The sequence below is a fragment of the Aquimarina litoralis genome, from assembly GCF_039523995.1.
Classification (GTDB): domain Bacteria; phylum Bacteroidota; class Bacteroidia; order Flavobacteriales; family Flavobacteriaceae; genus Aquimarina; species Aquimarina litoralis.
Map to the genome: position 1 here is coordinate 667,348 of NZ_BAAAGE010000002.1, position 21,215 is coordinate 688,562.

26 protein-coding genes are annotated in these 21,215 nt (G+C 32.3%); 17 read left to right on the forward strand and 9 right to left on the reverse strand.

Going from position 1 to position 21,215, the window contains the following annotated elements; translation table 11 throughout:
- Positions 1-3: 3 nt before the first annotated feature.
- Together ABD077_RS11890 and ABD077_RS11895 are read right to left on the reverse strand one after the other, a co-directional pair.
- Complete coding sequence (locus ABD077_RS11890) at positions 4-654, reverse strand: MOSC domain-containing protein (RefSeq protein ID WP_343912521.1); 651 nt, start codon at positions 652-654, stop codon at positions 4-6.
- A 57-nt stretch (positions 655-711) separates the two neighbouring features.
- The gene (locus ABD077_RS11895; protein ID WP_343912522.1) at positions 712-1,500 is read right to left on the reverse strand and encodes a tRNA pseudouridine synthase A; all 789 of its coding nucleotides are present in this window, start codon (positions 1,498-1,500) and stop codon (positions 712-714) included.
- A 148-nt stretch (positions 1,501-1,648) separates the two neighbouring features.
- On the opposite strand from ABD077_RS11895, the gene ABD077_RS11900 reads away from it, so the two are divergent.
- Positions 1,649-2,026 carry a LysM peptidoglycan-binding domain-containing protein gene (locus tag ABD077_RS11900; protein WP_299601188.1) on the forward strand — a complete coding sequence of 126 codons (378 nt, stop codon included), beginning with the start codon at positions 1,649-1,651 and terminating at the stop codon, positions 2,024-2,026.
- A 182-nt stretch (positions 2,027-2,208) separates the two neighbouring features.
- On the forward strand, positions 2,209-2,529 hold the full coding sequence (locus tag ABD077_RS11905) for a hypothetical protein (protein ID WP_343912523.1): 321 nt from the start codon (positions 2,209-2,211) through the stop codon (positions 2,527-2,529).
- Between the two features lie 33 nt (positions 2,530-2,562).
- On the opposite strand, the gene cmk is transcribed toward ABD077_RS11905, so the two are convergent.
- Complete coding sequence (gene cmk, locus ABD077_RS11910) at positions 2,563-3,252, reverse strand: (d)CMP kinase (protein WP_343912524.1); 690 nt, start codon at positions 3,250-3,252, stop codon at positions 2,563-2,565.
- A complete protein-coding gene (gene porQ, locus ABD077_RS11915; RefSeq protein WP_343912525.1) occupies positions 3,252-4,271 on the reverse strand; it encodes a type IX secretion system protein PorQ in 1,020 nt (339 codons plus the stop codon). Before porQ ends, cmk begins: the two co-directional genes overlap by 1 nt.
- 280 nt (positions 4,272-4,551) lie before the next feature.
- On the opposite strand from porQ, the gene mreB reads away from it, so the two are divergent.
- The 5 genes from mreB (at position 4,552) to ABD077_RS11940 (ending at position 8,212) form a co-directional block, all read left to right on the forward strand.
- Entirely contained in the window at positions 4,552-5,586 is a 1,035-nt protein-coding gene (gene mreB / locus ABD077_RS11920) for a rod shape-determining protein (RefSeq protein WP_343912526.1), read from the forward strand.
- 62 nt (positions 5,587-5,648) lie between these two features.
- A complete protein-coding gene (locus ABD077_RS11925; RefSeq protein WP_343912527.1) occupies positions 5,649-5,960 on the forward strand; it encodes an ArsR/SmtB family transcription factor in 312 nt (103 codons plus the stop codon).
- 41 nt (positions 5,961-6,001) lie between these two features.
- Positions 6,002-6,601 (forward strand): short chain dehydrogenase, encoded by a 600-nt coding sequence (locus ABD077_RS11930; protein WP_343912528.1) that lies wholly within the window; start codon positions 6,002-6,004, stop codon positions 6,599-6,601.
- Between the two features lie 40 nt (positions 6,602-6,641).
- Positions 6,642-7,427 carry a PhzF family phenazine biosynthesis protein gene (locus ABD077_RS11935; protein ID WP_343912529.1) on the forward strand — a complete coding sequence of 262 codons (786 nt, stop codon included), beginning with the start codon at positions 6,642-6,644 and terminating at the stop codon, positions 7,425-7,427.
- A 92-nt stretch (positions 7,428-7,519) separates the two neighbouring features.
- Positions 7,520-8,212: an aspartate/glutamate racemase family protein gene (locus tag ABD077_RS11940; protein ID WP_343912530.1), complete on the forward strand. Its 693-nt coding sequence runs from the start codon at positions 7,520-7,522 to the stop codon at positions 8,210-8,212.
- Between the two features lie 21 nt (positions 8,213-8,233).
- Here the strand turns inward: ABD077_RS11940 and ABD077_RS11945 are convergent, their stop codons facing one another.
- On the reverse strand, positions 8,234-9,748 hold the full coding sequence (locus tag ABD077_RS11945; RefSeq protein WP_343912531.1) for a DEAD/DEAH box helicase: 1,515 nt from the start codon (positions 9,746-9,748) through the stop codon (positions 8,234-8,236).
- Between the two features lie 175 nt (positions 9,749-9,923).
- Here ABD077_RS11945 and ABD077_RS11950 point away from each other — a divergent pair, with 175 nt between their 5' ends.
- The 5 genes from ABD077_RS11950 to lpdA all read left to right on the forward strand — a co-directional run bounded on the left by ABD077_RS11950 (position 9,924) and on the right by lpdA (position 13,976).
- Positions 9,924-10,793, forward strand: coding sequence for an alpha/beta hydrolase (locus ABD077_RS11950; protein ID WP_343912532.1), 870 nt, complete (start codon positions 9,924-9,926; stop codon positions 10,791-10,793).
- 72 nt (positions 10,794-10,865) lie between these two features.
- Positions 10,866-11,354: a peptide-methionine (R)-S-oxide reductase MsrB gene (gene msrB / locus ABD077_RS11955; RefSeq protein WP_343912533.1), complete on the forward strand. Its 489-nt coding sequence runs from the start codon at positions 10,866-10,868 to the stop codon at positions 11,352-11,354.
- Positions 11,355-11,436: 82 nt separating this feature from the next.
- Positions 11,437-11,832, forward strand: a complete 396-nt coding sequence (msrB, locus tag ABD077_RS11960; RefSeq protein WP_343912534.1) for a peptide-methionine (R)-S-oxide reductase MsrB — start codon at positions 11,437-11,439, stop codon at positions 11,830-11,832.
- Positions 11,833-11,909: 77 nt separating this feature from the next.
- Positions 11,910-12,392, forward strand: a complete 483-nt coding sequence (locus ABD077_RS11965; protein ID WP_343912535.1) for a hypothetical protein — start codon at positions 11,910-11,912, stop codon at positions 12,390-12,392.
- Between the two features lie 192 nt (positions 12,393-12,584).
- Positions 12,585-13,976, forward strand: a complete 1,392-nt coding sequence (lpdA, locus tag ABD077_RS11970; RefSeq protein ID WP_343912536.1) for a dihydrolipoyl dehydrogenase — start codon at positions 12,585-12,587, stop codon at positions 13,974-13,976.
- A 60-nt stretch (positions 13,977-14,036) separates the two neighbouring features.
- Here the strand turns inward: lpdA and ABD077_RS11975 are convergent, their stop codons facing one another.
- The 3 genes from ABD077_RS11975 to ABD077_RS11985 are packed head-to-tail and all read right to left on the reverse strand — an operon-like array spanning position 14,037 to position 15,814.
- Entirely contained in the window at positions 14,037-14,765 is a 729-nt protein-coding gene (locus tag ABD077_RS11975; protein WP_343912537.1) for a Dph6-related ATP pyrophosphatase, read from the reverse strand.
- The gene (aroQ, locus tag ABD077_RS11980) at positions 14,766-15,179 is read right to left on the reverse strand and encodes a type II 3-dehydroquinate dehydratase (RefSeq protein ID WP_343912538.1); all 414 of its coding nucleotides are present in this window, start codon (positions 15,177-15,179) and stop codon (positions 14,766-14,768) included.
- A complete protein-coding gene (locus ABD077_RS11985) occupies positions 15,176-15,814 on the reverse strand; it encodes a porin family protein (protein ID WP_343912539.1) in 639 nt (212 codons plus the stop codon). The genes aroQ and ABD077_RS11985 overlap by 4 nt, the downstream gene beginning before the upstream one ends.
- A 287-nt stretch (positions 15,815-16,101) precedes the next feature.
- Here ABD077_RS11985 and ABD077_RS11990 point away from each other — a divergent pair, with 287 nt between their 5' ends.
- From ABD077_RS11990 to ABD077_RS12010, 5 genes are all read left to right on the forward strand, one after another.
- A complete protein-coding gene (locus tag ABD077_RS11990) occupies positions 16,102-16,683 on the forward strand; it encodes a porin family protein (protein WP_343912540.1) in 582 nt (193 codons plus the stop codon).
- A 205-nt stretch (positions 16,684-16,888) separates the two neighbouring features.
- Positions 16,889-17,422, forward strand: coding sequence for a porin (locus ABD077_RS11995; RefSeq protein ID WP_343912541.1), 534 nt, complete (start codon positions 16,889-16,891; stop codon positions 17,420-17,422).
- 71 nt (positions 17,423-17,493) lie between these two features.
- Positions 17,494-18,390, forward strand: coding sequence for a site-specific tyrosine recombinase XerD (gene xerD, locus ABD077_RS12000; protein ID WP_343912542.1), 897 nt, complete (start codon positions 17,494-17,496; stop codon positions 18,388-18,390).
- Position 18,391: 1 nt separating this feature from the next.
- Positions 18,392-19,351 (forward strand): hypothetical protein, encoded by a 960-nt coding sequence (locus ABD077_RS12005; protein ID WP_343912543.1) that lies wholly within the window; start codon positions 18,392-18,394, stop codon positions 19,349-19,351.
- Positions 19,341-20,291, forward strand: coding sequence for a leucine-rich repeat domain-containing protein (locus ABD077_RS12010; RefSeq protein ID WP_343912544.1), 951 nt, complete (start codon positions 19,341-19,343; stop codon positions 20,289-20,291). Before ABD077_RS12005 ends, ABD077_RS12010 begins: the two co-directional genes overlap by 11 nt.
- 51 nt (positions 20,292-20,342) lie before the next feature.
- On the opposite strand, the gene ABD077_RS12015 is transcribed toward ABD077_RS12010, so the two are convergent.
- Positions 20,343-21,212, reverse strand: a complete 870-nt coding sequence (locus ABD077_RS12015) for an anti-sigma factor (protein WP_343912545.1) — start codon at positions 21,210-21,212, stop codon at positions 20,343-20,345.
- Between the last annotated feature and the right edge of the window lie 3 nt (positions 21,213-21,215).

A 21,215-nucleotide genomic window follows, 5' to 3' on the forward strand; every position in this document is an offset into this window, starting at 1 on the left:
ATACTATTTAGAAATTGAGCTTCCGTAGCGGTTTAGAATATTTTTTTTATTGTTTGTAGTAACAAAAGGATCGTCGATTGCCTTTTTGGCCAAAGCTTCATGAGAATTCTGGTCATAAAAAAGTTTGTACATATCCTGAATAGAAACTCCTTCTGTATGTAGCTCTTGTGGAATCAAAACATCATCTTTTTTAACCAAACCAGCAGTCAATACTCTTACATATACGCCTGGCATTAATGCTTGTATAAATTGTTTCAAAATAGTTTGAGTTCCAAAACGAACTCCCAATTTATAACAAGGTTGTCTTGGTTGCGTTACCTGAACCACAGCTTCACCAAGATTAAATATGCTTCCGATGTGGATAATACGCTCATCTAATCCCAAAACTGTTAGGTTTTCACCAAACATACCATAATTCCAATCGAGATCTGGATACTTCTCTTTCCAATAAGGATAATGCTCTGCAGCATATAAGTAGCAAGCTTTGTCTACACCACCATGAACTCTTCTATCAATCACATGATCACCCTTCACATCTTCTTTATCTAAAAAAATAGGTTCATCCACAGGATACTTATAAATACCAGTTTTTACTTCTTTTCCTCTCCAAGATATGGTTTGAGGTTCTCCGATGTTTGTTGATATTACTTTCATTTAATCATATATTTTTATAAAACACTGCATCGCCACCTAATAATGTATTCAAATATATTATTCCCGTAATTCCACAGAATTTAATATCAAACCAGAACCAGGAACAATGTGTTCTAATGTTATTTTTTCATGATTTGGATCCAATGTGTTTTTTATAAATTCTAAATCAATTTTACCCTTTCCTAAATCTAATAGAGCGCCCATCATCAATCGTATTTGATTTCTTTTAAAACCAACACCTTTAACCCTTAACATATAACTTGTATCTGGAAAAAAATTAGCTGTATACAAATCGTTCTTTGTAATCTCACAAACTAAAATTTCTCCATGAACAATCGTATTCTCATTAGGACGATGGCAATAAGATCTATAATTATGCTTACCCTCAAACAAGGTCGCTGCTTGCATCATACTCTCGATATCCAGATCTTCCATTACATTATACATAAAAGGTGCAGAAAATGGATGAAATTTCTTCCCGAATGAGAATAAATATACATATTCTTTGATCTTGGGATGTTGTATAATATTAAAATTCTCATCTGTCTCTTGTATGCTCAAAGCTCTAATGTCTTGGGGTAAATTTTGATTGAACAGTACAAAGAAATCTTTTAACTCTAGTTGCTTATGATCCACAAACAACTCTATATACGCTTCATTGGCAGATACCTTGGCATCTGTTCTTCCTGCAGCTAAAACTTTAAAATCTTTATGATCTAAAACATACGCAATAGTACGCTCCACCATTCTCTGCAAAGTATTCACGTTAGGCTGTTTTTGCCAACCATGATATCTAAAACCTAAATATTGAATTTGAATGAGGTAATAGAAACGTTTTCGAAACATGTAACTAATTTTATAACAATTCGAATATAGATAAATTCTGCATTTTGTCGATTATTTCCTCTTTTTTAATCTTCTTATATGCTAAAATCAACTGTATAAATTATTATATTTGAGTAAATCTAATTAATAATTTTAAATCAACTTAGTTATGGTTAAAGCAAAATATCAAGATGTTTTAGATCTTGGACAAGAATTAAATATTCAAAATGGGGATGTAACTGAAGAGAATGGAGTTCTTAAAGTAAAAGGAACTGCCAACACGCAATATGAAAAAAACCAACTTTGGGATAAGATTAAAGAAATCGGTGGTGAAGCTCCGTCGGATATTGAAGCAGATATAGATGTAGCTGATAACTCTGTATATCATAGACATACAGTAAAAAGTGGAGAATCTTTAAGTAAAATAGCAAAGCATTATTACAAAGATCCTATGAAATACAAGGAAATTTTTGAAGCAAATACGCATATCTTAAAAAATCCTGACGTAATTCACCCAGATCAAGAATTGATCATCCCTAATCTATAAAACATATTAGATATCATATATCATTAGATCTTCTTAATTAGTAAGGAGATCTTTTTTTTGTAGTAAAACTAATATAAACGTTGTAAACATTCATTAATTCTCTAGATTTGGTGATTTAAAAAAATAAAATTACTAATTTTACGGCTTTACCGTAATAACACTTCACCAAATCGGATTTTGATATGAGATCAGTTATACTTTTTGTTGCATTAGCTATTGGGATATCTGGCTATGGACAAGTTTTATCCAAAACAAATATCATCTTCGAATCTAATAAAAGTGTTGTATTGAATAATGGTAAGGAATATAAAATTCTTAAAGAAACACCATTGTATGCCATTTCTGATACTTCAATTCCTCTTAAACATACAGTAAAAGAAAAAACCTTAATACTAAACAGGGTTCTTTTGATAAAAGAAAAAGATGAACCAAAAGAGCTTATAGAGTACATTAAAGGTAAGATGTTTTACTACGAACTAAGAGAAATAAAAAGTTCTGAATGATGTAAGTCAATAAATCAGTAGTTATTGGTTACTTCATCCAATAGTATTTTGAGCAAGGTCTAAAATCTGTTGAAATTGTTCATCTAATGTTAGATTAGAATTATCAATTTGTATAGCGCCTTCAGCTTTGCGAAGTGGAGAATCTTTTCTTGTGCTATCAATATGATCTCTATTCACTACGTTTTTAAGAACATCTTCATAGGTTACTTTATCACCCCTTTCTACAAGTTCTTTATACCTTCTCTCCGCTCTATCCTTTGCAGTTGCTGTCATAAACAATTTCAACTCTGCATCCGGAAAAACTACCGTTCCAATATCTCTTCCATCCATAACAATCCCCTTATCTTTGCCCATAAGTTGCTGTTGTTCTACCAACTTCTTTCGAACCTTAGATACCGCGGCTACAGGACTTACTAATCTAGATACTCCAAGCGTTCTAATTTCTTTTTCTACGTTTTTATCATTTAGAACAACTTCTGCTAGTCCAGTTTTAGGATTTACTTCAAATTTTATATGTATTAAAGGAAGGCTATTTTCTAATGCTTCTTTATAAAAATGATCACTGCCAATATATCCCTGCTTCATCGCATACAACGTAACAGCACGATACATAGCACCCGTATCTACGTATATATATCCTAATTTTTTAGCGAGTTGTCGTGCTACAGTGCTTTTTCCAGTAGAAGAATACCCATCTATTGCAATGATAATTTTTTTATTCACTATTGTAAATTTACGTTGACACCAAAAGTACTTGAAGATGCTGCAGAATTGTAGCGAGCATAGGAATAAGCGAACCTGAATTTCCCTAATTTCAGAGAAAAACCACCGCTTAATCCTGCAAAAGATCGTTGATCAACAATTCTTAATTCTTCTGATCTTCTAAAATTATATCCTAATCGAATATTAAATCCACTTTCGGGAAAAAACTCTAATCCTACCACTACATGACGCAGAGCATTATTAAAAAAGCTTGGATCATCAGCTTCTACATTACCCTCTAAGTCAGTAATATCTCTAGCAGGATTTCTAAAAGCTACATCCCAAACCTGCAAATTTTCTAATGTAAAATTCCATCGTATAGGAACATTTTTTAATGTCTGTGCAACGCCCATATCTACAGATAAAGGAAGATTCTCTCTAGTTTCATCATAGGTAGTGAACTGCATTCCTAAATTTCTTACTGCAAAACCAAAATCAAATTTTGTTTCAGGATTATGATATATCAAACCTACATCAAGAGCTCCTCCAATAGAAGTATATTCTTCTAATTTAGAGGATATAAATTTTCCATTAGCTCCAACATGAAAATTAGAATTAGGAATAGTATAAGCATAGCCTACTGAGATCGCAACTTCACCAGCACCAAAATCTCCTGTCTCATTTCCAAACTCATCAAACCCGTCAAACCTTCCATAATTTATATAAGTAACTCCAGCGTGAAACATCTGTCTATTCCGACCAAATGCTTTAGCATAAGCTACTGACCCATAATTTACATCTGCTATATAATTCACATAATTTACAGACAGTTGGTTATCCATCTCACTATTAATCGCAGCAGGATTTAACATAGCATCTGTTGGATCCATACTATAACCAGTAACGTATTTACCGCCAAGGGCAGCTTGCTTAGGAGAAGAAACCAAATTAAGGAATTGATACGTATACCTACCTCCTATTTGTGAATAGGTAAATGTAGTTAAAAATAGGAATACTAGAAATATGTAGTTACGCGTCATCAGCAGCAAAAATAAAAGAAACTAACTGGAAAACGGTAGTTAGCCATAAAAATTTTATAACCGTTTAAATAAAACCTAAAACACCTTAAAAAACTAATACCGCAGATGTTTTACGAGCTGCAAAACATCATTGCAAATTCCTAAGAATTACACTAAAAGCACCAATATATTACAAAGATTTGAATATCAGTTGTTTAAAAAATAACTGACAATATAATAACCATCTTGGAGTTATTATCAATTAGCAACTCAAATCTAAAACTAACTTAACACACAGAACATGGGCTTATTAGACTTTCTAACCAATAAAATTGCTGTTGATTTAGGAACAACCAATACTTTGATTTCTCATAAAGGTAAAATTGCAATTGATGTCCCCTCTATTATTGCGGTTAATAGATTAAGTGGAAAAATAATAGCAGTCGGAAAAGAAGCCAGCTCTATGCGTGGTAAAATCCATCAAAATATTAAAACCCTATATCCACTAAGGAACGGCGTTATTGCCAACTTCGATTTATCAGAAAAAATGCTCAAAATATTAATCAAAAAAATTTCTGATATCAGCAATGCCATATTTATAAGATCATATAAAATGATTATTGCTATTCCCTGCGGAATTACGAAAGTAGAAATGAGAGCGGTTAAAGAATCGGCTAGACGTCTTAATGCTAAAAATGTATATCTAATTTCGGAACCCATGGCAGCAGCTATTGGCGCAGGAATCGATGTATTACAACCCAAAGGACATATGGTTATTGATATTGGTGGTGGTACTACAGATATTGCAGTCATTACACTTGGAGGGATTATTTCTGGGCAGTCCGTTAAAATAGCTGGTAACGTTTTTAATAACGATATCATTCAATATGTAAGAGAAAAACATAATCTACATATTGGAGAAAGTACAGCCGAAGAAATTAAAATAAAAGTAGGATCTGCAGTCAACGTACTGGAATTGCCACCTAAAAAGACCACGATCAGAGGAAGAGATGTACTTACAGGCAAGCCTAAACAAACTTTCTTAACGTATAAAGAAATTTTTAAAAGTTTGGATAAATCAATTACTCAAATCGAGAATGCTGTATTAGAAACCTTATCAGATATTCCACCGGAAATTTCATCAGATATCTATAATACAGGAATCTTTCTGACAGGAGGAGGATCATTATTACGAGGTCTAGATAAGCGGTTTTCTACTACTACAGAATTGCCTGTTTATAAAAGTGACAACCCTCTAGAAGTAGTAGTAAAAGGAAGCGATATGGTATTAAAAAACATTGATCGATATAGTAATGTATTAATTAGAGATATCTAGTAAACCAAACATAGGTATACAAAATATACATATTTATAAAATTAAATATGTATATTTGTCTTATGAGAAGAGATCAAGTATTAGAAATTAAAAAAGCCTTGGCTAATGCTACCCGTTTAGACATTTTAAAATGGCTTAAAGATCCGGCTAGTAACTTCCCTCCTCATTCCGAATTAGGTCACTTTGATTTTGGGGTTTGTGGTCAATTCATTCAAGAAAAATCAGGTTTATCACAACCTACAATCTCTAATTATCTCGCTACAATGCATAAAGCTGGTTTACTTATACCTACTAGACACGGTAAATGGACTTATTTCCAAAGAAATGAGAAAACAATAGAAGCCTATATTAATGAAATGAAGAATAATTTATAAAAAATTTACAACAACATATTGATAAAACTAAATATATAATTATGAAAATCTTATTAATTGGATCCACAGGAACTATAGGAAAAGAAGTATATAATCATTTAAAAAATACTCATGAAGTCTTTGGCGCACATAGAAATAGTAATACCTATCCTGTAGACATTACAAACAAAGAATCTATTACATCAATATTTGAAAAACTACCAAAATTAGATGCTGTAATAAATGCGGCAGGTACAGCCTCCTGGAAACACTTACAAGAATTAACAGAAGAAGATCATTATATAGGAATACAGAGTAAATTAATGGGGCAAGTAAATCTTATACATATAGCTAAAGATTATTTAAATGATCAAGGATCTATAACACTAACTACCGGTATTTTAGCCGAACATTACGAACCAAAAGCTTCTGCCCTTTCTCTAGTTAATGGCGCAATACATAGCTTTGTGCATAGTGCATCCCAAGAATTGGAACGAGGTATTAGACTAAATACGGTAGCTCCTGGAGCCATAGCTGGTGATTTCCCTAAAGATCAAAAATTTGCTGGTTATTTCCCTGTAGAAATATCAGATGTTGTGAAAGTATATGAGGAAGCAATTACCGGTAATAAAACAGGACAAGTATTCAAAAAATATGAATAACTAATTAAAATAATAACAAATCCATTTTAAAATTAAACTCATGAAAATTTCCATTTATCAAATAGATGCTTTTACTCAAAAGTTATTTGGAGGTAATCCTGCGGCAATATGTCATTTACCTCATTGGTTAGACGATGAAACCCTATTAAATATTGCCATAGAAAACAATTTAGCTGAAACTGGATATTTTGTAAAAAAAGATGATATTTATGAAATTAGATGGTTCATGCCTTATGCAGAAATTGATCTATGTGGTCACGCTACTCTAGCTGCTGCTTTTGTTATTTTTAATTATTTGGACACTTCTACCAATGAAATCACTTTTTCATCAAAAAGCGGTATTTTAAAAGCTAAAAAAGAAAAAAATGGTAGTATCACATTAGATTTCCCATCACGACCACCTAAACAGATCGATATCCCTAAAGAAGTTTTTAAGGCATTTAACTCTACTCCTATCCAAGCATTTGCTGGAAGAGATTTATTACTAACTGTAGCTTCTGAGGAAGAAATAATAACCGAAGAACCTAGATTAGAATTACTAAAAGGTCTTCCTTATTTATGTACTATAATTACTTCTGAAGGAAATACATCTGATTTTGTATCCAGAGTTTTTGATGCTAATCGAGATATACCTTTAGAAGATCCTGTAACTGGATCTGCTCACTCCGCATTAGTTCCTTTTTGGGCAGAAAAATTAGGGAAAACTGAACTTCATGCCAGCCAACTATCAAAGAGAGGTGGAGAATTATTTTGCAAACTAGAAAAAGATAGAGTGTTTTTAAGCGGATATGCCGTTCCTTATTTAATCGGTAACATAGAAATATAAACTTTTAAACAATGAAATAAACTACAATAAATAGGTTAATCTAACTACTTATAAAGAGACTTCATTGAACAATCAAAAATAAACATAAACAAATGAAAACTATAGGTTTAATTGGTGGTATGAGTTGGGAATCCTCAGCTATCTATTACGAATTATTAAATAAACTTGTAAAAGATAAACTTGGTGGATATCATTCTGCGAAATCAGTAATGGTATCCGTTGATTTTGCAGAAATAGAAAAACTTCAGAAAAAAGATGACTGGAAAGCGCTTACTCAACATATGATTGCATCATCCAAGGAATTAGAAAGAGCCGGAGCGGATTTTATAATTCTCTGTACAAACACAATGCATTTATGTAGCGAAGAAATTATAAACAATACAACAATTCCGTTTTTACATATAGCAGATGCTACAGCTAGTAAAATCAAATCTAAAGGATTACAAAAGGTGGCATTGCTAGGTACCAAATTCACGATGGAAAAAGATTTTTATAAAACAATACTTCATAAATATGGTATAGAGGTAATCATTCCTGAATTAGTGGATAGAGAACAAATTCATCAAATCATCTACGACGAATTGGTACTCGGAAAAGTTGAAGATAATTCAAGAGAAACCTTTAAACATATTATCGCTAAACTTAAAAATGATGGAGCCGAAGGTGTAATTCTTGGTTGTACAGAAATACCGCTATTGATTCAACAAAATGATGTTGATCTTCCCATTTTTAATACTACAGAAATTCATGCAGAAAAAGCAGTTCAGATAGCGCTAGAAGTTTAAACCTTGTAAAGTATCACTTATCTATAAAAACAACTGGTTGATCTTAGATCGAAGTTTTCTTTCGTAATCTTCTTGTAGCCAATCTCTATAATTTTTTGTGCTTTTACTGATACAATAAGAATATCTACGAACTCTATATTCTATATCTTGATTTAGCAGCTTGCTAAGAATTCGTGCGTCGAATACATCTTCGCTATTCTCCACGCACATCTTAGCATGCTGTTCGATAGATTTTTCCAAAACACTTTTACTACGCAATCCATATTTCTTGGTATTCGCATATTCAGTCTCTATATCAAACTCAATATCAGTAGATTTACTAAACTCTTTACGAATCTCTTCTGGCATTACATATTTAAAATTACGCTCAATTTCTTCATCACTAACCAAACTATCGTAATAAAAGTCTGGTGATCTAAATATGGATTGCCAATCGATATCACCATTCCACAGTCCAAATCTAGCTGTATTATTTCCCATATCTATGATGGAAAATTCTGGTTTATTAGGCAATATCCTGGAACCTCTACCAATCATCTGGAAATACAAGGTCAATGATTTAGTTGCACGATTAAGAATTACCGTTTCTACCGTAGGTTCATCAAATCCGGTAGTTAGAATACTAACTGAAGAAAGTATTGCATCATCAGTATTTTTAAACCATTTAAGAATATCTGCTCTTTCTTGTTTGCTATTGGTATTATCTAAATGTCTAATTGGGTATCCAGCTCGATTAAACACGTCATATACCTGAACAGAAGTATTGATTCCATTATTAAAAATTAGTGTTTTCTTACCTTTAGCTCTTTCTTCATAAGCCTTAAGTAACTTATCTTGCATTAAAGCATTAGTATATAAATCTTCGGACGATTTTACAGTATAATCTCCGTTCATACCAATTTTTAAAGAACCAAGCCCAACATCATAAGTAAACGTGACTGGTTTAGCTAAAAATCCTTTGTTAATTAAAGATGAAATGGTATCCCCTACTATTAGCTCCCTATAGTTATCCTTCATAGGTAATTTCATATTAGAACTTAAGGGAGTTGCAGTAACACCAAGAATAAAACAATTATTAAAAAAACGAAATAACTTCCTGAAAGAATTATAATGTGCCTCATCAATGATTACCATTCCAACATTTTCAATTTCCAATTGGTCATCATTCAATCTATTATTTAGTGTTTCGACCATTGCTACAAAACACATATATTCATGTTGATCTTCTAGTTTTTTTACGTTACTGTTGATTATCTTGTTTTTTACATTAAATTCAGTAAGCATTCTAGATGTTTGATCACAAAGCTCTATTCGATGAGTCAGAACAACTACTTTTTTCTTAGTTGTTTCGATATACCTTCTTACGATCTCTGAAAAGATTACTGTTTTACCACCTCCTGTAGGTAATTGATATAATAAATTATAATTATTAGGAAATTCATTTAAACGCCCAAAAATTTTATCAATATCTCTCGCTTGATAATCATAAAGTACTTTCTGTTCCTTTTTTTCTATTTCTGAGGGCGGTACCCGCATGTCGTTTTAGTTAAGAGTAAACTACAAAATTAAATACTTTATAAGCGTCTAGAAAAGAATTTATAAAATATATTTTGCTTATATTTTTAAGCTTTATACAAATGTTAATTAATCACAATATTTAGTTCTACTAATTCTGATGAATTAATTTTAATATATATTTCAAAAATACATAGTGAATAAAATCGATAAAGATCAAATACCTGTTCAGGCTTTATTAATACCTAAAACAATTTTGTACACAGGTAAAATCCTAAATTGGATTTCTCCTTTTTTAGCGTCTAGGTTTGGTGCGCGATTATTTTTAACTCCATTCAGATATAAAAGGCCCGAGCGAGAAAAAAACATGGCCTTAGAAAGCAAGAAAGAAGTCATAACTATCAAAAAAATCAACAGAGAAGTTGTGGTTTATAATTATGGCAATGCTGATACCAAAGTTTTATTAGTACATGGGTGGTCAGGCAGTGGTACACAATTATCTATGATTGCAGATCGATTATTGGAGAAAGGGTTTAGTACTGTTAGTTTTGATGCTCCAGCGCATGGTGAAGCTCCTGGAAAAAGAAGTAATATGCTTCACTTTATAGAAACAATTCACCAATTAGAAGAAACTCATGGTCCTTTTATAGCAGCCATAGGACATTCTCTTGGAGGAATGTCATTATTAAGAGCCACGAAGTTTGGATTAAACATTAAAAGACTTGCTATTATTGGAACCGCTAACAGTATTACTTTAATAACGCAAAACTTTGCTAAAAACTTACAACTTAATCAAAAAACAGCAAAATTGATGAAACTTTTTTTTGATAAACATTATGGCGAAGATCTCGATAATTATTCTGGTGGTGTATCCGCAGAAGGAGTTGCAATACCAACATTAGTGGTTCATGATAAACAAGATGTTGACGTGCATTACAATGATGGAATAGAGATTCATGACAAATTAGAAAATGGAACATTATTACTAACAGAAAAACTTGGCCATAGAAAAATACTTGGCAATCAAGAAGTCATTAATAAAATTGTAGACTTTGTTGTAGTTTGAGATAAATAGTATTGTTATGAAATTCCATAATCAACGACTATTGAAAGGAAGTAAAAGAAAAAATTGAATACTATGAAAAAATTAATATTGTTATGTGTGAGTATACTTGTAATAAGTTGTACAGGAAATGCACAAAAAGACACAAAAAAAGAAAAGAAAGAATATGCTATCACTAAAACAGAAAAAGAATGGAAAGAAATTCTTACAAGTGAACAATATTACATTCTAAGACAAGCGGGTACTGAAAGACCTTTTTCTAGCCCTCTAAATAAAGTATATACAGATGGAACTTTTTACTGTGCAGCTTGTAATACTGCTTTATATGAAAGTAAACATAAATTTGATAGTGGAACTGGATGGCCTAGTTTTGATAGAGCTGTAAAAGGGAACGTAACCGTAGATGTAGATTATAAACTCGGATACGCCAGAACAGAATTATTATGCAATACCTGTGGTGGTCATTTAGGCCATGTTTTTAATGATGGTCCTAGAGAAACTACCGGACAAAGGCATTGTATTAATGGAGATGCATTGGTGTTTCAAGCAAAAAAGAAATTATAGAGAACTAATTTGGATTAAGTTTGTATTTAATCTAGATGATTGCCTCGTAAATCTTTTGATTACTAAAAAAAACAATAACCAGATGAAAAAATATCCGTTCTACAAAACCGAAGAACAATGGAAAAAGGATCTTACCGAAGAGGAATATAGAGTATTAAGACAAAAAGGAACGGAAAGACCTTTTACTGGAAAATATAATATCCATTCTGAAGATGGAACTTATAAATGTATGGCATGCAATACGCCTCTTTTTGAAAGTTCTTCTAAATTTGATTCAGGATGCGGTTGGCCTAGTTTTGATGAATCTATCGAAGGAAGTATTGAATATATTAGAGATACATCTCATGGAATGATCAGAACTGAAATATTATGTGCTAATTGTGGAAGTCACCTAGGGCATATTTTTAATGACGGACCAACAGAAACCGGACAGCGTTACTGTGTGAACTCGGTAAGTATTGATTTTGATAAATCATAATCACAAATAAAATAATATTTTTTGGAACACTTATTGATATAAAATATTTAATATCAAAACAACAAATAATACACATTATGAAAAAGATTTTTGGACTTTTATTTTTCTCAACATTACTATTCACTTCTTGCGTAAATGATGATGATGTAGATTTCGATACTATTGGAACTACCTTTGAATTTACTACCAATTTTAATCAGGCAAATGGTTTTGGAACTCGTTTCTTTTTTAACCAAGAAATTTTTGAGTCCGATGTAGTGTTAGTATATAGATTAGAAGCAGTAGATAGTGGTTTAGATGTTTGGGAACCTTTACCTACAGCTACTATATTTTTAGATGACGGAAATGGTGGTGAGATTACTGCGCTTTATCGATTTAACTTTACTATTGGAGATGTAGATGTATTGCTAGAAAGCAATGCTCCAGATTTATTACCTGCTGATTTAACCAATAACCAAACATTTAGAGTGGTTGTTGTACCAGCAGCATTTGCTGAAAATACAGATATTAATTTACAAGATTTTAATGAAGTACAAGCAGCTTTAAATTTAGAATTTTAATCCTATAAATATTTTAGCAAAAACGTTAGATATTCTAAAAAAGTAAGGAAAATATCAAAAAATTAACACTATCGTTATGATAGTGTTTTTTTATGATATTTATTGGGTTATTATTATGAAAATGGAATTCCCATTTCCTTTTTAGGTTAATCGAATTATCCGTAAATTCGTGTCTTCAAAAAATTCACATTTATGAGCGCATATGATATTATCGTATTAGGAAGTGGACCTGGTGGTTATGTTACCGCTATTAGAGCTTCTCAATTGGGGTTAAAAACTGCTATTATAGAAAAAGAAAGCCTAGGAGGTGTTTGTTTAAATTGGGGATGTATTCCTACCAAAGCATTATTAAAAAGTGCACAGGTATTTGATTATCTTAAACATGCTTCAGATTATGGCTTAACAGTTGAGAAATTTGATAAAGATTTTGATGCGGTTGTAAAGCGTAGTCGTGGTGTAGCTGAAGGAATGAGCAAAGGAGTTCAGTTCCTTATGAAAAAGAATAAAATAGATGTAATCGAAGGGTTTGGAAAGTTGAAAGCGAGTAATAAAATTACCGTAACCGACAAAGATGGAAAAGCATCAGATTATGAGGCAAAACATATAGTAATTGCTACTGGAGCAAGATCTAGAGAATTACCAAATTTACCACAAGATGGTAAAAAAGTTATAGGATACCGTGATGCTATGACTTTAAAATCTCAGCCTAAGAAAATGATTGTAGTAGGTTCTGGTGCTATAGGTGTTGAATTTGCTCATTTTTATAATGCTATGGGAACAGAAGTAACGATAGTAGAATATCTACCTACTTTAGTTCCTCTAGAAGATGAAGAGGTTTCTAAACAATTCGAAAGAAGCTTTAAAAAAGCAGGTATAAAGGTAATGACAAATTCGGCAGTAGAAAGTGTTGATACCTCTGGTGATGGTGTAAAAGCTACTGTAAAAACAAAGAAAGGTGAAGAAGTTCTTGAAGCTGACATCGTTTTATCAGCTGTAGGAATTAAAACCAACATAGAAAATATTGGATTAGAAGAACTTGGAATTGCTACAGACAGAGATAAAATCGTAGTAAATGATTGGTATCAAACAAATATTCCTGGCGTTTACGCTATTGGTGATGTAGTAGCAGGTCCAGCTTTAGCACATGTTGCTTCTGCAGAAGGTATTACCTGTGTAGAGAAAATTGCTGGTATGCACGTTGAAGCTATCGATTATGGAAATATTCCTGGTTGTACATATGCTTCACCAGAAATTGCAAGCGTTGGTATGACCGAAAAACAAGCTAAAGAAGCTGGTTATGAATTAAAGATTGGTAAATTTCCATTCTCAGCTTCCGGAAAAGCAAGTGCTGCCGGAACTAAAGATGGTTTTGTAAAAGTAATCTTTGATGCCAAATATGGAGAATGGCTAGGATGCCATATGATTGGAGCTGGTGTTACTGATATGATTGCAGAAGCAGTATTAGGCAGAAAATTAGAAACTACTGGTCATGAAGTACTAAAAGCAATACATCCTCATCCAACAATGAGTGAAGCCGTAATGGAAGCTGTTGCCGATGCTTATGATGAAGTGATTCATCTATAAGAAGAATTGATACTATAAAAATACGAGCACCTTATCTTTTTAGATAAGGTGTTTTTTTATTTATACAGGGACTAAATCGCAATACCAAAAAGAGGTATCCCAACTTTTACTATCTCGATCTGTATAACAATTGTCATTATCATCATCGGAAGGCTTATAATTTCTTAAGACCTTCTCTCCTATTTCAAAATTAATAGGCTCTTTAAAAATTGGCCCATCAAAAACAAACGTATGAAATTCACCATTTTCGCCACATGGATCTACGTTTTCTGGTAAATCCTCTAAAAAACCCCGATCTAATTCTCTTCCACAAAAGGATTCATCTAGATAATTAGCATTTACACAAACCGTAATCGCCCTAAAACCAAGATCTATAAATTCTTCTAACAACACTTTTGTATCTCTCTTCCATATAGGAAAAATACCTTGCACACCAACAGTTTGTAATTGATTTTCTCTATATGCTTTTAGATCTTCCAAGAAAATATCTCCAAAGCAACAATGAGTATAACCAGAATTCTTTAATTTATTGACTTCTGTTTGCATAATCTCATCATACAAACTCATTGATACTTCGGCAGGAAATTCAATTTTGTGTAGTGGAATATTAATACTTTTAGCTTGTTGCTCCAATAAAGACACTCTTAATCCATGCATAGATACTCGGCCATAATCCTTATTAACTGTAGTTACCAAAGAAGAAATATCATATTCTTCTTGTTGTAGCATATAATACAATGCTAAAGAAGAATCTTTTCCGCTGCTCCAATTAAAATACGTTTTATACACTTATAAAAAACTTTGAATAGCTATTACATAACTTTGTAATCCGAAACCAAGAATAACTCCTTTGGCATTAGGAGATATATATGATTGATGTCTAAATTCTTCTCTTCCAAAAGTATTAGATATATGAACTTCTACAACTGGCACAGCAACTGCTTTTATAGCATCTCCAATACCTATAGAGGTATGTGTATATGCACCTGCATTTAAGATTACTCCTTCAAAAGCACCATCTGCTTCCTGAATTTTAGTAATCAATTCTCCTTCTATATTAGACTGGTAGTATGCTAATTCAATATCCTTAAACTTTTCTTGTAGAGTACCGAAAAACTCCTCAAAAGTTTGACTTCCATATATACCTGGTTCTCGTTTTCCTAATAGATTTAAATTAGGCCCGTTTAAAATTAAAATTCTCATTCGTACGCTTCTCGTATTACTCTTCTATTGTTTTTTGTTTTAAATAAATATCCTACAGATAATTGAGCTATAGAATTTCTATTGGTAACATCTATAATTCCAGGGTCATTGATATTTGTTAAACCAAGATTATATCGTAATTGAAAAAACAGACCACTTTCTAACTTATAGCCTGCCCCAAAAGCCCAACTAACATCTAGGTCTCTAAAAGAATCAAAAAATGGATCATTGTCCGCTACATCATCATTTCCGATAGTCGTTAATAAAGAAAACTGTGGTCCTGTTTCCAAACTTATTTTATCAGTTATGTAAAACTTAGAAATTATGGGTAAAGAAATATAATTTAAACTTATCGTTTGCTCTACTCCTGCTACATCTGTTTTATACCCTTGTGCAGAATATAATAATTCACCCTGAATATAGAACTTACTTGATATAGGATATTCTACTACTGCCCCAAGATGTATTCGTACTCTTCCACTTACATCATCTGTATCTCCTAGAATACTGCTATAATTGACACCACCTTTAAAACCTGCACGAGCATATAATGGATCTTCATCCGAAATCTTTTGAGCACTCATTATTGAAATACTCAAAATCGTAACTGCAAAAATAATAATCCTTTTCTTCATATTATTAAAATAGGTTAATACTCAAAAGTAACTCTATTTTTTTGAAACCAATCCAAGTAATTTAAAAACTATAAGAGTCAATAATATCCATATTACAAGATTTACAATATTGCTATTCTAATATTCTATCAAAAGTAGAATTAAATAATGTTAAATATTTTTTATGAATAACTGATTTTAAACATCTTAAAAATTATCGTAAACAAACACCAGAAAGTTTCGGAAAAATGGCGTAACAAAATACCTTATAATGTCACTAATGGGATATAAACAAATAAACAAACAATATGAAAAAATTGATTTTAACTGCAATTGCAGTGTTCGCATTAACTTTTGCTAACGCACAAGATGGAGGATTTGCTAAAGGAGATGTTTTCCTTTCTGGGTCTTTTGGCTACAATTCAACAAAGACTGGTGATATAAAGAACAATTCCTTTGAATTTACTCCTAGAGCAGGATTCTTCGTTTCAGATAATATCGCTGTAGGGGCTAGATTAGGATTTACAACAAGTAAGCAAGAAACGCCATTAACCGAAGATTTAAAAACAAACACTTTTAATATTGGAGGTTTTGGACGTTACTACTTTACTCCATCTAATAAATTTTCGATTTTTGGAGAATTAGGTCTAGAATATGCTAGTTCTAAAACCGAACAAGGTGCAGGTGAACTTAAAATAAATGGTTTTGGGGTAAATGTTGGTCCTGGAGTTAGCTATTTCTTAAGTGATCATTTCGCTCTTGAAGCATTTTGGGGAGCTCTTGGATATGCTACTGCAAAACCAGATGTTGATAATGCAGAATCAACAGACGTTATTACTTTTGGATTAGATTTAGATGATATCAATTTAGGATTAGTTTACAAATTCTAAGATTATTTTTTAAAATCTATGAAACCCATCATAAGATAGCTTATGATGGGTTTTCTTTTTTAATCTTTCCTAATCCATACATACATAACCTATTTTAAACCCCCAATTTCAGGGAAACAATTGTTTAAAATCTACCTGAAAACAGTGACTATTTTATTTTTACACTCTTCTAATTTTGACTTCGAATTTTAAACAAACAATTATCATGAAAAAACTATTATTAACAGTTGTTGCTGTATTTTCATTTACTTTTATTCACGCTCAAGATGGTGAGCAAACCTCTAAAGGAAAATGGCTTATAGAAGCAAATACAAACTTTGGAGCTGCTCATACAGCTAACACAGGAATTCAATTTACTTCTTTCTCGGATGATGCTGGTTCGATTTTTAATATTGGTCTAGAAGGTGGATATTTTATTATGGATAATCTGGCATTAAAAGCTGGGCTTGGGTATGGATCTATAAAAGCTAATTCTGATGCAGATGCTGTAGACAGATTTAGTTATAAAATTGGTGCTAAATATTATATCATTGGATCTATACCAGTACAGGTAGATTACAGTGGTGTAAGTACAGATGCAGATGAAGATCCTTCATTTTTAGGAGTGCAAGGAGGATACGCTTTCTTTATCGGAGATAATGTTAGCATAGAACCTGGATTACGATATAATGTAAGTTTAAATGATGATTTCTTTACAGATGCTTTTCAATTAAACATAGGATTCGCGATACATTTATAAAAAACATTACCCTAAAACCTATTAAACCATCTTGATTAGATCAGGATGGTTTTTCTTTTTATATTAGACCAATGAAATGGAGTCACGCAATAAAAGATTACGAACATTACCTGCGTATAGAAAGAGGACTTTCGGACAACTCTATTATTAACTATAGTTTAGATATTCAGAGACTAATCAAGTATTTAGAGTCACAAGATATTAAGACGGGTCCACTCTCCATAGAAAAAGAAATACTACAACAATTTATTTACGAAACCGCTAAACTAGTAAATGCTCGTTCTCAAGCACGTCTGATTTCTGGTTTAAAAAGTTTCTTTAATTATTTATTATTCGAGGATTATCGTGAAACCAATCCTATGGATCTTATCGAAGCTCCCAAAATAGGAAGAAAACTACCTGACACACTATCTTTAGAAGAAATTGACCTTATTATTTCCAAAGTAGATTTAAGTAAAGCTGAAGGTGAACGTAACAAAGCTATTATAGAAACTCTTTATGGCTGTGGACTGCGGGTAAGTGAACTGATCAATCTAAAACTATCGGATCTTTTTTTTGAAGAGGGTTTTATTAATGTTACGGGAAAAGGTGACAAACAAAGATTTGTTCCTATTGGAGATGTAACCCAGAAATACATCAATATTTATAAAGATCAGATTAGGAATCACCTTAACATTCAATCTGGTCATGAAGACACTTTATTTCTAAATCGTAGAGGAAGACAATTAACAAGGGCTATGATTTTTACAATTGTAAAACGTCTTGTTGAAAAAGCGGGAATTCAAAAGAATATTAGTCCACACACCTTTAGACATTCATTTGCCACGCATCTATTAGAAAATGGAGCTGATTTAAGAGCCATACAGTTAATGCTTGGCCATGAGAGCATTACAACAACAGAAATTTATATGCATGTCGATCGAAGCCACTTAAGCGAAGTAATGAACACTTATCACCCAAGAAGATAATATGGTTCTTAATTACTTAAGATACTCGCTGATTTTAATAACTCTCTTAGGCGGCTGTTCCATATATTCCCAAAGACTTAGTGCAGATGGTGGTATTATCCTCAAAGCAGAAATTACTATAGGAAATCAAAACCAATGGTTAAAATTAGGGGCTTCTGGTTTTGGTACGCTTAATTATGGTGATATCTCAGTAGAAAGTGGATTATCATTTCTCTCCTATCAATTCCTTAAACGACATACTGTCAAAACATCTGGATTTGCATATACCTATGAATTCTTTGCACTTGCTGGAATTGGTAAAAACAGCAACCTTCTTGGATCTACAGTTTCGAATGTAAATACCACTATTATTTATAATCCAAAAGGAGAAGGTGGCTTTCAGGGATTAGGTTTTGGATTTAGTAAAGATTATTTACCAGGAAAACTAAAGTCTTATGGACTTAGACGAGGTGCATTTTTAATGAGATTTAGCAACGCCAGTCACAATATTCATCTCTCCTTTCAAAACGATTTTAGTATTGGATTGTTCAAAGGTTCAGGAACAGACTACGGCGTAACAGGATCTTTAGATATTGGTTTTACAAATATTAGAGATTTCGAAACTGTACAAAAATTTGGTTTTGGTATTGATTTATTTACGGCAAGGCCTAATTATAGTATTGCCCCAAGAAACCCTATTAATTCAGATGATGGAAGAAAAAACGTTTGGTTTACCTTACCTCCTTTCAAAGAATTATTCTATGGCAACTTATATGGCTATGCTACGCATCAAGAGAATAATTATAACGTACATGCTAAAATGGGAATTAATAGTCAAAAAGCAGGAGCTTATATTCAGAACATATTGCATGATGGGTTAGGATTAAACCCAAGATTTCCTTGGCAAGTAGCTACTAAAGACAAGATTTTTATCGAAGCTTCTGGAAATATATTTCTTAAAACCACTACGAATGAGAAATAATATCAGATATATATTCTTAAGTATATTAATATGTTTATGCGCTGGCTGTTCTACGTATACCGCATTTTATAGTAAAACTCACAAAGAAGTAGTTGGAGAAAACATTTTAAAAATTCATCGATTAGACTTAAGCAATCAAAATCTAACACAACTACCGGCAAATATTGAGCAGATCAAAGATTTACGAATGATCAATCTAAGTAATAATCCGGATTTAGATCTAAGCAATACATTTGAACGTTTATCAGTCCATACGAATCTAGAAGTACTAATCTTAGATAGTTTGGATATTAATATAATTCCAGAGTCTATTTCTCAATTCAAAAATTTAAAACAAATTTCTTTAGCGCATAACACAGATTTATTAATGGATGTAACTCTTTCTAGGCTTTCGGAATTACCAATTGAATTTATAAATCTCGCAAATAATAAACTTACTGAGCTTCCAGAAAATATTATAAATCTTACAAGCCTCAAAGACTTAAATTTATCCTATAATAACATAAAAGATCCCAAAACTTATAAATTATTAGGACAATTACCCAAATTATATTCTTTATGGATTGATCACAACGAATTAGAAACTTTACCTGCTACTATTTGTAATCTTAAGCAAATTCGATTCCTATATATTGATCACAATAATTTAGCCTATATACCCGATTCGATGATCGATATGAAAAAATTATGGGTGATACATGCAGGATATAATAAGTTTAAGAAACTTCCAACCGTCTTTGCAAAAATGAAAGTATTATTAATGGTTCATATTAATAATAATGAGATTACAACAATTCCTAAAATCTATGAAACGCAAAAATATCCATTAGCTGGATTACTTTTAGACAACAATGCATTTTCCAAGGAAGAAGTGGAGCGTGCAAAACAGATTTTTAATGGTTTTTTCCTTCTCTCTTTTGAACAAACAGTATATAAATAAAAAAACTCCCATAATCGGGAGTTTTTCTAAATATAATAGGAAACTATATTATTAATTAGGTCTTGTTGCCCTTCCAGAAGGCATTGAAGAATCTGAAGTCATCATTACAGGATTCGCAGGTCCCGTAGTTATTCCAGCATTTCCACTTAACGGTTCAATAAAGAATGGCGCAGGGTCATTATCACCAAATGGTTCTACCGTGATAAATACTCTTCTACTTGCTACAGATGCAGGGAACGTAAGTCCTGTCAAAGGTATTTGACTTGGAAGAACTAAGAAGTCTTCACCTGGAAAATCAGGTATCATCCCTCCAGATCCACTAAAGAAATTTGCATCGTCTCTTGCGTCTACATCAGAAAATGTACCTGTCGAAACCGTAATATTTCCGAAATCTACCCATCCTTCATATTTCCATCCAGCAGCCAAGTCTGGTAATGTTAATCCAGCAGATGATCCATCCATAAACCACACTCCAAATTCATCATTATCCGCAACATCATCAGTTGGTGTAGCTAAGAAAAACTGTCCAGAAGTACTTGATAAGTCAGCAACTACGGGTGCGAAATTAAGTGTTGCAGTATTGGATCCATTAAAACTTCCTGTTAATATCTTTGCATCTGAAGGAACATTATCAGTATCACCTACTGGCTCTACCGTTAGTACAAATTCAGTAGCATTTTCAAGATCTGAAGCCAAAACAGTTAAATTAATTGATCCAGCAGGATTCGTAAATCGACTTGTAGGTACTGCCTGACCATCAACTATCAACCATCCTTGATAAGTTGATCCTCCAGTTAAGTTCTCTAACCCTATTGTTTCAATAGTAACATTAGCTACTGGTGGTCCATCATCACTTGAGCAGGAAACTCCTAAAACTCCTAAGGCAATCGCAGCAATTGCCATCATCTTTTTTTTCATCATTTT

What these genes read in the sequence shown, in the direction of transcription:
- ABD077_RS11935 (WP_343912529.1), top strand. Translation starts at nt 6,642, where the DNA reads ATGAAAATTTCCATTTATCAAATAGATGCTTTTACTCAAAAGTTATTT.
- lpdA (WP_343912536.1), top strand. Translation starts at nt 12,585, where the DNA reads ATGAGCGCATATGATATTATCGTATTAGGAAGTGGACCTGGTGGTTAT.
- ABD077_RS11895 (WP_343912522.1), bottom strand. Translation starts at nt 1,500, where the DNA reads ATGTTTCGAAAACGTTTCTATTACCTCATTCAAATTCAATATTTAGGT.
- ABD077_RS11890 (WP_343912521.1), bottom strand. Translation starts at nt 654, where the DNA reads ATGAAAGTAATATCAACAAACATCGGAGAACCTCAAACCATATCTTGG.
- ABD077_RS11905 (WP_343912523.1), top strand. Translation starts at nt 2,209, where the DNA reads ATGAGATCAGTTATACTTTTTGTTGCATTAGCTATTGGGATATCTGGC.
- porQ (WP_343912525.1), bottom strand. Translation starts at nt 4,271, where the DNA reads ATGACGCGTAACTACATATTTCTAGTATTCCTATTTTTAACTACATTT.
- xerD (WP_343912542.1), top strand. Translation starts at nt 17,494, where the DNA reads ATGAAATGGAGTCACGCAATAAAAGATTACGAACATTACCTGCGTATA.
- msrB (WP_343912534.1), top strand. Translation starts at nt 11,437, where the DNA reads ATGAAAAAATATCCGTTCTACAAAACCGAAGAACAATGGAAAAAGGAT.
- ABD077_RS12015 (WP_343912545.1), bottom strand. Translation starts at nt 21,212, where the DNA reads ATGATGAAAAAAAAGATGATGGCAATTGCTGCGATTGCCTTAGGAGTT.
- ABD077_RS11900 (WP_299601188.1), top strand. Translation starts at nt 1,649, where the DNA reads ATGGTTAAAGCAAAATATCAAGATGTTTTAGATCTTGGACAAGAATTA.
- ABD077_RS11995 (WP_343912541.1), top strand. Translation starts at nt 16,889, where the DNA reads ATGAAAAAACTATTATTAACAGTTGTTGCTGTATTTTCATTTACTTTT.
- ABD077_RS11945 (WP_343912531.1), bottom strand. Translation starts at nt 9,748, where the DNA reads ATGCGGGTACCGCCCTCAGAAATAGAAAAAAAGGAACAGAAAGTACTT.
- ABD077_RS11930 (WP_343912528.1), top strand. Translation starts at nt 6,002, where the DNA reads ATGAAAATCTTATTAATTGGATCCACAGGAACTATAGGAAAAGAAGTA.
- ABD077_RS11965 (WP_343912535.1), top strand. Translation starts at nt 11,910, where the DNA reads ATGAAAAAGATTTTTGGACTTTTATTTTTCTCAACATTACTATTCACT.
- ABD077_RS12010 (WP_343912544.1), top strand. Translation starts at nt 19,341, where the DNA reads ATGAGAAATAATATCAGATATATATTCTTAAGTATATTAATATGTTTA.
- ABD077_RS11985 (WP_343912539.1), bottom strand. Translation starts at nt 15,814, where the DNA reads ATGAAGAAAAGGATTATTATTTTTGCAGTTACGATTTTGAGTATTTCA.
- ABD077_RS11925 (WP_343912527.1), top strand. Translation starts at nt 5,649, where the DNA reads ATGAGAAGAGATCAAGTATTAGAAATTAAAAAAGCCTTGGCTAATGCT.
- aroQ (WP_343912538.1), bottom strand. Translation starts at nt 15,179, where the DNA reads ATGAGAATTTTAATTTTAAACGGGCCTAATTTAAATCTATTAGGAAAA.
- ABD077_RS11990 (WP_343912540.1), top strand. Translation starts at nt 16,102, where the DNA reads ATGAAAAAATTGATTTTAACTGCAATTGCAGTGTTCGCATTAACTTTT.
- msrB (WP_343912533.1), top strand. Translation starts at nt 10,866, where the DNA reads ATGAAAAAATTAATATTGTTATGTGTGAGTATACTTGTAATAAGTTGT.
- ABD077_RS12005 (WP_343912543.1), top strand. Translation starts at nt 18,392, where the DNA reads ATGGTTCTTAATTACTTAAGATACTCGCTGATTTTAATAACTCTCTTA.
- ABD077_RS11940 (WP_343912530.1), top strand. Translation starts at nt 7,520, where the DNA reads ATGAAAACTATAGGTTTAATTGGTGGTATGAGTTGGGAATCCTCAGCT.
- mreB (WP_343912526.1), top strand. Translation starts at nt 4,552, where the DNA reads ATGGGCTTATTAGACTTTCTAACCAATAAAATTGCTGTTGATTTAGGA.